The organism is Myroides albus (assembly GCF_009711045.1).
Taxonomy (GTDB): domain Bacteria; phylum Bacteroidota; class Bacteroidia; order Flavobacteriales; family Flavobacteriaceae; genus Flavobacterium; species Flavobacterium album_A.
Window position 1 is genome coordinate 1 of the sequence record NZ_WMJX01000081.1, and the last position, 5715, is coordinate 5715.

Here is a 5715-nt window from a genome sequence, read left to right on the forward strand (position 1 = left end):
TATAGGTTTCAATTTCATAATTTAAATGGTTTATACAGATTTACAAATTATTTTCCAATTCGGGTAACTTTTTTTAATACTTTATTAGATTAGCCTGCTAAGAAAAAGAATGTATAAGTATTGTGGTAATAAAATCACCCCTAATTTATCTAAATTTCGATAATGAGCTCAAGATTAAACTCTACTCTTTTTAGTAAGATTTTTCTTTTCTGTAAGGGTAAAGCGTTATGAAATTAAACACTAGGATAAAACTAAAGCCAAGTGTACTTTCAAGTACTACTTGGCTTTATTGTAATTATAATCTGTAATCAACCCCTAAATTTAAAACCGAAACTTAAGCTCTGGAATAAGCTCAGAGGCCTCTTTCATTTTACTATCAATAATCTTGGCATAGACTTGAGTCGTTCTAATCTCACGATGTCCTAGACGCTTGGAAACCGTGTAAATATCCGCTCCATTCTCAAGGAGCAGTACCGCATTGGTGTGTCGCGCACTATGGAAGGTAATATGCTTGTGAATCCCCGCTCGGTTACACCAACGAACAATTTCATTATTGTAAATAGCAGAATATTTAAGATTAGTAAAAACGAGTTGATTCAGTGATTCCCTTTCCCCTAAGAGTTCTCTTGCCTGTTTAGAGATATAGAGATACTCAACACCTTCCGTTTTCTCCTGTCTATAGATGACTCTACAAGCATCATCTTCGTCTCTTACCTCAGACCAAACAAGCTTATTAATATCCGACCAGCGAAGACCAGTTAAACAAGAAAATAAAAAAGCCCGTTTAAGTACTTCGTATTTACAATCAGTTTTTACTAGACTTTGTACTTCATTAAACGTAAGGTACTCTCTTTGACTTTCAGCTTGTTTGAAACTCTTTACCTTTTGAGCATAGTTAATCGTTAGATACCCCTCTTCAAAGGCTAATCGAAGCGCAGCTCTAAATTTGTTTAGATAAGAATATTTTGAGTTTAAGGATAGAGGAAGTTTACTTTTAGTAAGCGCCTTTGTATCAAAGTAATGTCTGACTTTCTTTAAAAATTCATCATCTACTTCATCAAAAGTAAAAGTAGGGGAGATACAGCGTTTTAAATGAAGAAAAGAAGCCGTCCAGTTTCCGTAGTTTTTAGGACTTTCATATTTTTCTTCAGTTTTCTCAAGAAAGAAGTCCAAGAAGCAACGTTGCCCTTTGTGCTTATTCTTAATTCCATATTTACCTCTAAGGTTTTCACTTTGTCGAATAGCTAAGATATTCTCAGCCATTTGAAGGGTTTCTTTGTTCTCCTTTCTCTCCTTTGGACTATTAGGAGCACCGTGTAAAAAGAGTTTTAGGTTTTCGAATTCTCTGATATGCCTTTTTTTACCTTCTAAGGAAACTTCAAATCCTTTATAGTATTCAATATGTAGACTAATCTTACCACTTGGTAATTTTCGTTGTTTAAGTGTGATGTTCATAATTTTCTATATTAGGTTAGGGAGACTCATTTTGTACCACATTTGTACCACATAATTTTAAAGTGTGGTACAAATGCGGTACTAAATATAGAAAATAAGGACATCTTATAAAAATATTTAACACATAACTATTTGATTTTCAAAGTATTTCAAATCAAATAAAAGTATTAAAAAGACAGGTTATTTACCGATACAAAAGTTCGCAAAAATATTACCTAACAATTCGTCATTCGTAACTTGCCCTGTTATTTCACCGAAGAAATATAAAGCCTGACGAATATCAATAGCCATTAAGTCTGCAGATAAATTAGTCTGAAGTCCCCATTTCACTTTTTCGATTTCCTCCAAAGCTTTTAGAAGAGAATCGTAGTGACGCGTATTGGTTACGATTGTTTCATTATTGCGTAGAGCACCAGTATTAACAAAGCCTAATAGAGCCTCTTTTAGCTCCTCTACACCTACATTCTCCTTTGCAGACATCAACATCAGATTATCAATGTTTGCATGATATAAAGCGATTTGTTCTTCTGATAATAAATCCTTTTTATTACAAACTACAAGTAGTGGTTTTAGTGGATACTTGTTTTTGAGTTTTTCTAACTCAACTTTTATTTCATCTAAAGAACTACTGTTTAATTTAGCTCCATCGATTAGGTATATAACAACTTGAGCCGCTTCAATCTTCTCAAACGTCTTTTGGATACCAATGCTTTCTACCACATCTTTTGTTTCGCGGATACCAGCGGTGTCTATAAATCTAAAACCAATACCATCGATTACTAATTCATCCTCAATCGTATCACGGGTTGTCCCTGCAATATCAGAGACGATAGCGCGCTCTTCATTTAGTAAAGCATTTAATAAAGTTGATTTCCCTACGTTAGGTTCTCCAACGATAGCTACAGGGATTCCATTCTTAATTACATTACCTACTGCGAAAGAGTCGATAAGGCGTTTTAGCACAAATTCTATGCGGTCGATTAGTTCTTTAAACTGCGTACGATCTGCAAATTCCACATCTTCCTCTGAGAAATCAAGTTCTAATTCAATCAACGAGGCAAAGTTCAACAACTGCTCGCGTAGTTTAGCAATCTCACTTGAGAATCCCCCGCGCATTTGCTGCATTGCGATTTGATGACTTGCTTCGTTATCAGAAGCGATTAAGTCAGCGACAGCCTCGGCTTGTGATAAATCTAACTTACCGTTTAAGAAGGCACGCATGGTAAACTCCCCAGCTTGGGCCATCTTAGCACCTTTGCGCAGACACAATTGGATTATTTGTTGCTGGATGAAGGTAGAACCGTGGCAAGATATCTCTACTGTATTCTCTCCTGTATAGGAATTAGGACCTTTAAAAATAGAGATTAACACCTGATCCAAAACGCGATCTCCATCTACGATATGCCCCAAGTGTAGCGTATGTGTTTTTTGTTTTGTCAGGTCTTTGTTTTTAATCGATTTAAAGATACCGTTTACTAATGTGATAGCATCTTTACCCGAAACTCTTATGATGGCAATAGCACCTGCACCAGATGGGGTTGCCAATGCTACTATTGTATCTTGTAATATCATATATGCTGAATTATCTGGCAAAGATAATATTAATTCAGTAAACTAAAATTAGCTGTAGATCACTGCAAGGCTCGCTACTATTTATTTGTATATTTGAGTATTAAGATAAAAGGCAAAATGAGAATAGTAGCAACAATAGTTTGTTTGTGTATGTGTTTTTGGGGACAAGCTCAGACATTTCGAATGACTGAGAAGGAACAAACTCAAGTAAAAAAGACTTCCAATAAAGCCCTTCCTTATTTATTGAAAATTGAACAGGTATTAGATAATAATGCCATATTGTTACAACAGCAAGATCCCAATATTCAGAATCCTGCTATTAATGAGCTTGTCAAGCAAAGTTTGACAATGGCTACGACAGAGAACCAAATTCGCTTAAAGAAAATTATATGTATTGCCTGTTATAAGGAGGAGTGGCTGAATCAAATTACTGCAGCTGAATTATTACTTGATGTTGACATAGAGGGGAGAGAAGGTATTTCTTTAGCCCAAGAGACCAATCAAAATCAGGCAGTTTACAGTACGGAAAACACTCAACAAAGAAATGGACAGGTTCCAATTGAAAGCAATAGGGAACTGACTGCTCAAGAAAAGTCAAAACGGGGATATGACAATCTTGCTAATGCTCTTAAGGGGCATTTTGGTCAAGATTATTTTACCGTTTTTCGAAATCTTGATTACAATTTTGTGACAATGAATTTTACTTCCTTCTTACAAGGACAAATGCGCATGGCTTACAAAGAACAGCTAAGACAAAAAAGTAAAATTATCGAAAAATACGTACCAGGGATTTCAACGCGTCAAGGTGAGTATTTAAACGTTACTTATCACATAAAGCGAGATAATAACATCTACGGTGCGTATTCAGAAGGCGCAACCCTTGTTCAATCAGTTGAAATCGTTGGGAATTCTGATCTTGTGGCAAACTTGTTTACAGCGTATTGGCAGGTAACGCCCAAATTAGAGGGATATAAGAAAGGAGAAGTCATTTCAAAGCAATTTTGGAATGACTACGTAGTGTTAGAGGTTCTCTCCTTAAGAGAGAGTAAAATTACAATTAAAAAAGGAAATTTTACCTTGGATTATGAAGCTATCTTTGGCTTACATCCCCAAGTGGAATCTAAATAGTAAACAACAACAATCAAACGCAGAATCTTGAAAAAATAGAATAAACTTATGACAAACAACAATTTTAACCCCACCTTGGACTATGCTAAGTCACTTGATGAAAATGACTCTTTAAGTAGTTTTAAGAAGCGATTCTACCCACTTGAGAACAATCAGATTTACATGGATGGCAATTCATTAGGCCTTGCCTCGATTGATGCAGAAAAGGCCTTGTTAAGAGTCATGGAGGTATGGAAGAAACAAGGAATATTGATTTGGAATACAGATGAAGGTTACTATTTTAATTACGGCAAAAAGTTAGGTGCTCGATTGGCAAAACTGATAAAGGCAAATAGTGATGAAGTAATTGTTACGGCTAATACAACTTTGAATATTCATCAGATAATAGCAACATTTTGGAAACCAACCAAACAGCGCTATAAGATATTAGTAGACGATTTAAATTTTCCAACTGATCGTTACGCGATTGATAGTCAGATTAAGCTAAAAGGGATGCAGGTCGAAGATGTGATTAAAGTTGTAAGTAGTAAAGACGGGATGTTTTTAGACGAGCAAAGTATCATTGATGCCATGACAGAAGATGTAGCGATTGTTTTGTTGCCTTCTGTTCTCTATCGCAGTGCACAGCTTTTGGACCTTGATAAGTTGACAAAAGAGGCTCATCGAAGGGGAATTATCATTGGTTTTGACTTGTGTCATTCTATTGGAGCTGTAGAACATGACTTCAATTTAGTCCAACCTGATTTTGCGATCTGGTGCAATTACAAATATCTTTCAGCTGGTCCTGGTGCGACAGCTGGTATTTATGTAAATAGGAAGCACTTTGGAAGAGAAATAGGACTTGCTGGTTGGTTTGGAAATAGCGATGAGACTCAGTTTGAGCTGAAACACAATTTTGAACAAGCTGCTGATATCAAAGCTTTTCAAACAGGAACACCTAATATGTTTTCAATGGCACCCTTGGAAGGCATATTGGATATTTACCAAGAGGCAGGTATGGATCGCATACGCAAGAAATCGCTTATGTTAACCGCCTATTTGATGTATTTGATAGACCACAAGTTAAGTCAGTGGGGCTACAGTTACATTAGTCAACAGCAGGATGAATGTAGAGGAGGACATGTTGCTTTGGTGCATAAACAAGCCTATAGAATCTGCCTGGCTTTAAAAGAACGCAATTTTATTCCTGATTACAGAGAGCCAGATATTATTAGGTTGGCCCCTGTTGCCTTGTACAATACCTTTGAAGAGGTTTACTTGTTGGTGGAAGAATTGGCGCTAATTGCCCAAGATCAAGTGTGGGAAAAGTACAGTACACACAAGTCAATCGTTACTTAATCATTTCATTCCATAAATCGAAAAGCAAGCTAAGAAAGAATCTTTATTAGCTTGCTTTTTTGTATGTGCTACAGTGAAATCTCAAATAAACTGACTATAGCATTGTCGTAATGCTTGGGTAAACCTTCCGTGTCATTTAGTTTGGATAAGCCTAAGAAAGCAAATCCGCATCGTTGGTAGTAAGTTAACGTGAGTTCGATATAAGAAAAAGCAAAAAAAAGC

4 protein-coding genes are annotated in these 5715 nt (G+C 36.0%); 2 read left to right on the forward strand and 2 right to left on the reverse strand.

What is annotated here, in order from left to right:
* Window positions 1-321 precede the first annotated feature (321 nt).
* Together GJV76_RS15070 and mnmE are read right to left on the reverse strand one after the other, a co-directional pair.
* Window positions 322-1455 carry a site-specific integrase gene (locus GJV76_RS15070; RefSeq protein WP_155093413.1) on the reverse strand — a complete coding sequence of 378 codons (1134 nt, stop codon included), beginning with the start codon at window positions 1453-1455 and terminating at the stop codon, window positions 322-324.
* 180 nt (window positions 1456-1635) lie between these two features.
* Window positions 1636-3027, reverse strand: coding sequence for a tRNA uridine-5-carboxymethylaminomethyl(34) synthesis GTPase MnmE (mnmE, locus tag GJV76_RS15075; protein WP_155093414.1), 1392 nt, complete (start codon window positions 3025-3027; stop codon window positions 1636-1638).
* 117 nt (window positions 3028-3144) lie between these two features.
* On the opposite strand from mnmE, the gene GJV76_RS15080 reads away from it, so the two are divergent.
* Window positions 3145-4155 (forward strand): hypothetical protein, encoded by a 1011-nt coding sequence (locus tag GJV76_RS15080; protein ID WP_155093415.1) that lies wholly within the window; start codon window positions 3145-3147, stop codon window positions 4153-4155.
* 48 nt (window positions 4156-4203) lie between these two features.
* Entirely contained in the window at window positions 4204-5493 is a 1290-nt protein-coding gene (gene kynU / locus GJV76_RS15085) for a kynureninase (RefSeq protein WP_155093416.1), read from the forward strand.
* Window positions 5494-5715: the final 222 nt, after the last annotated feature.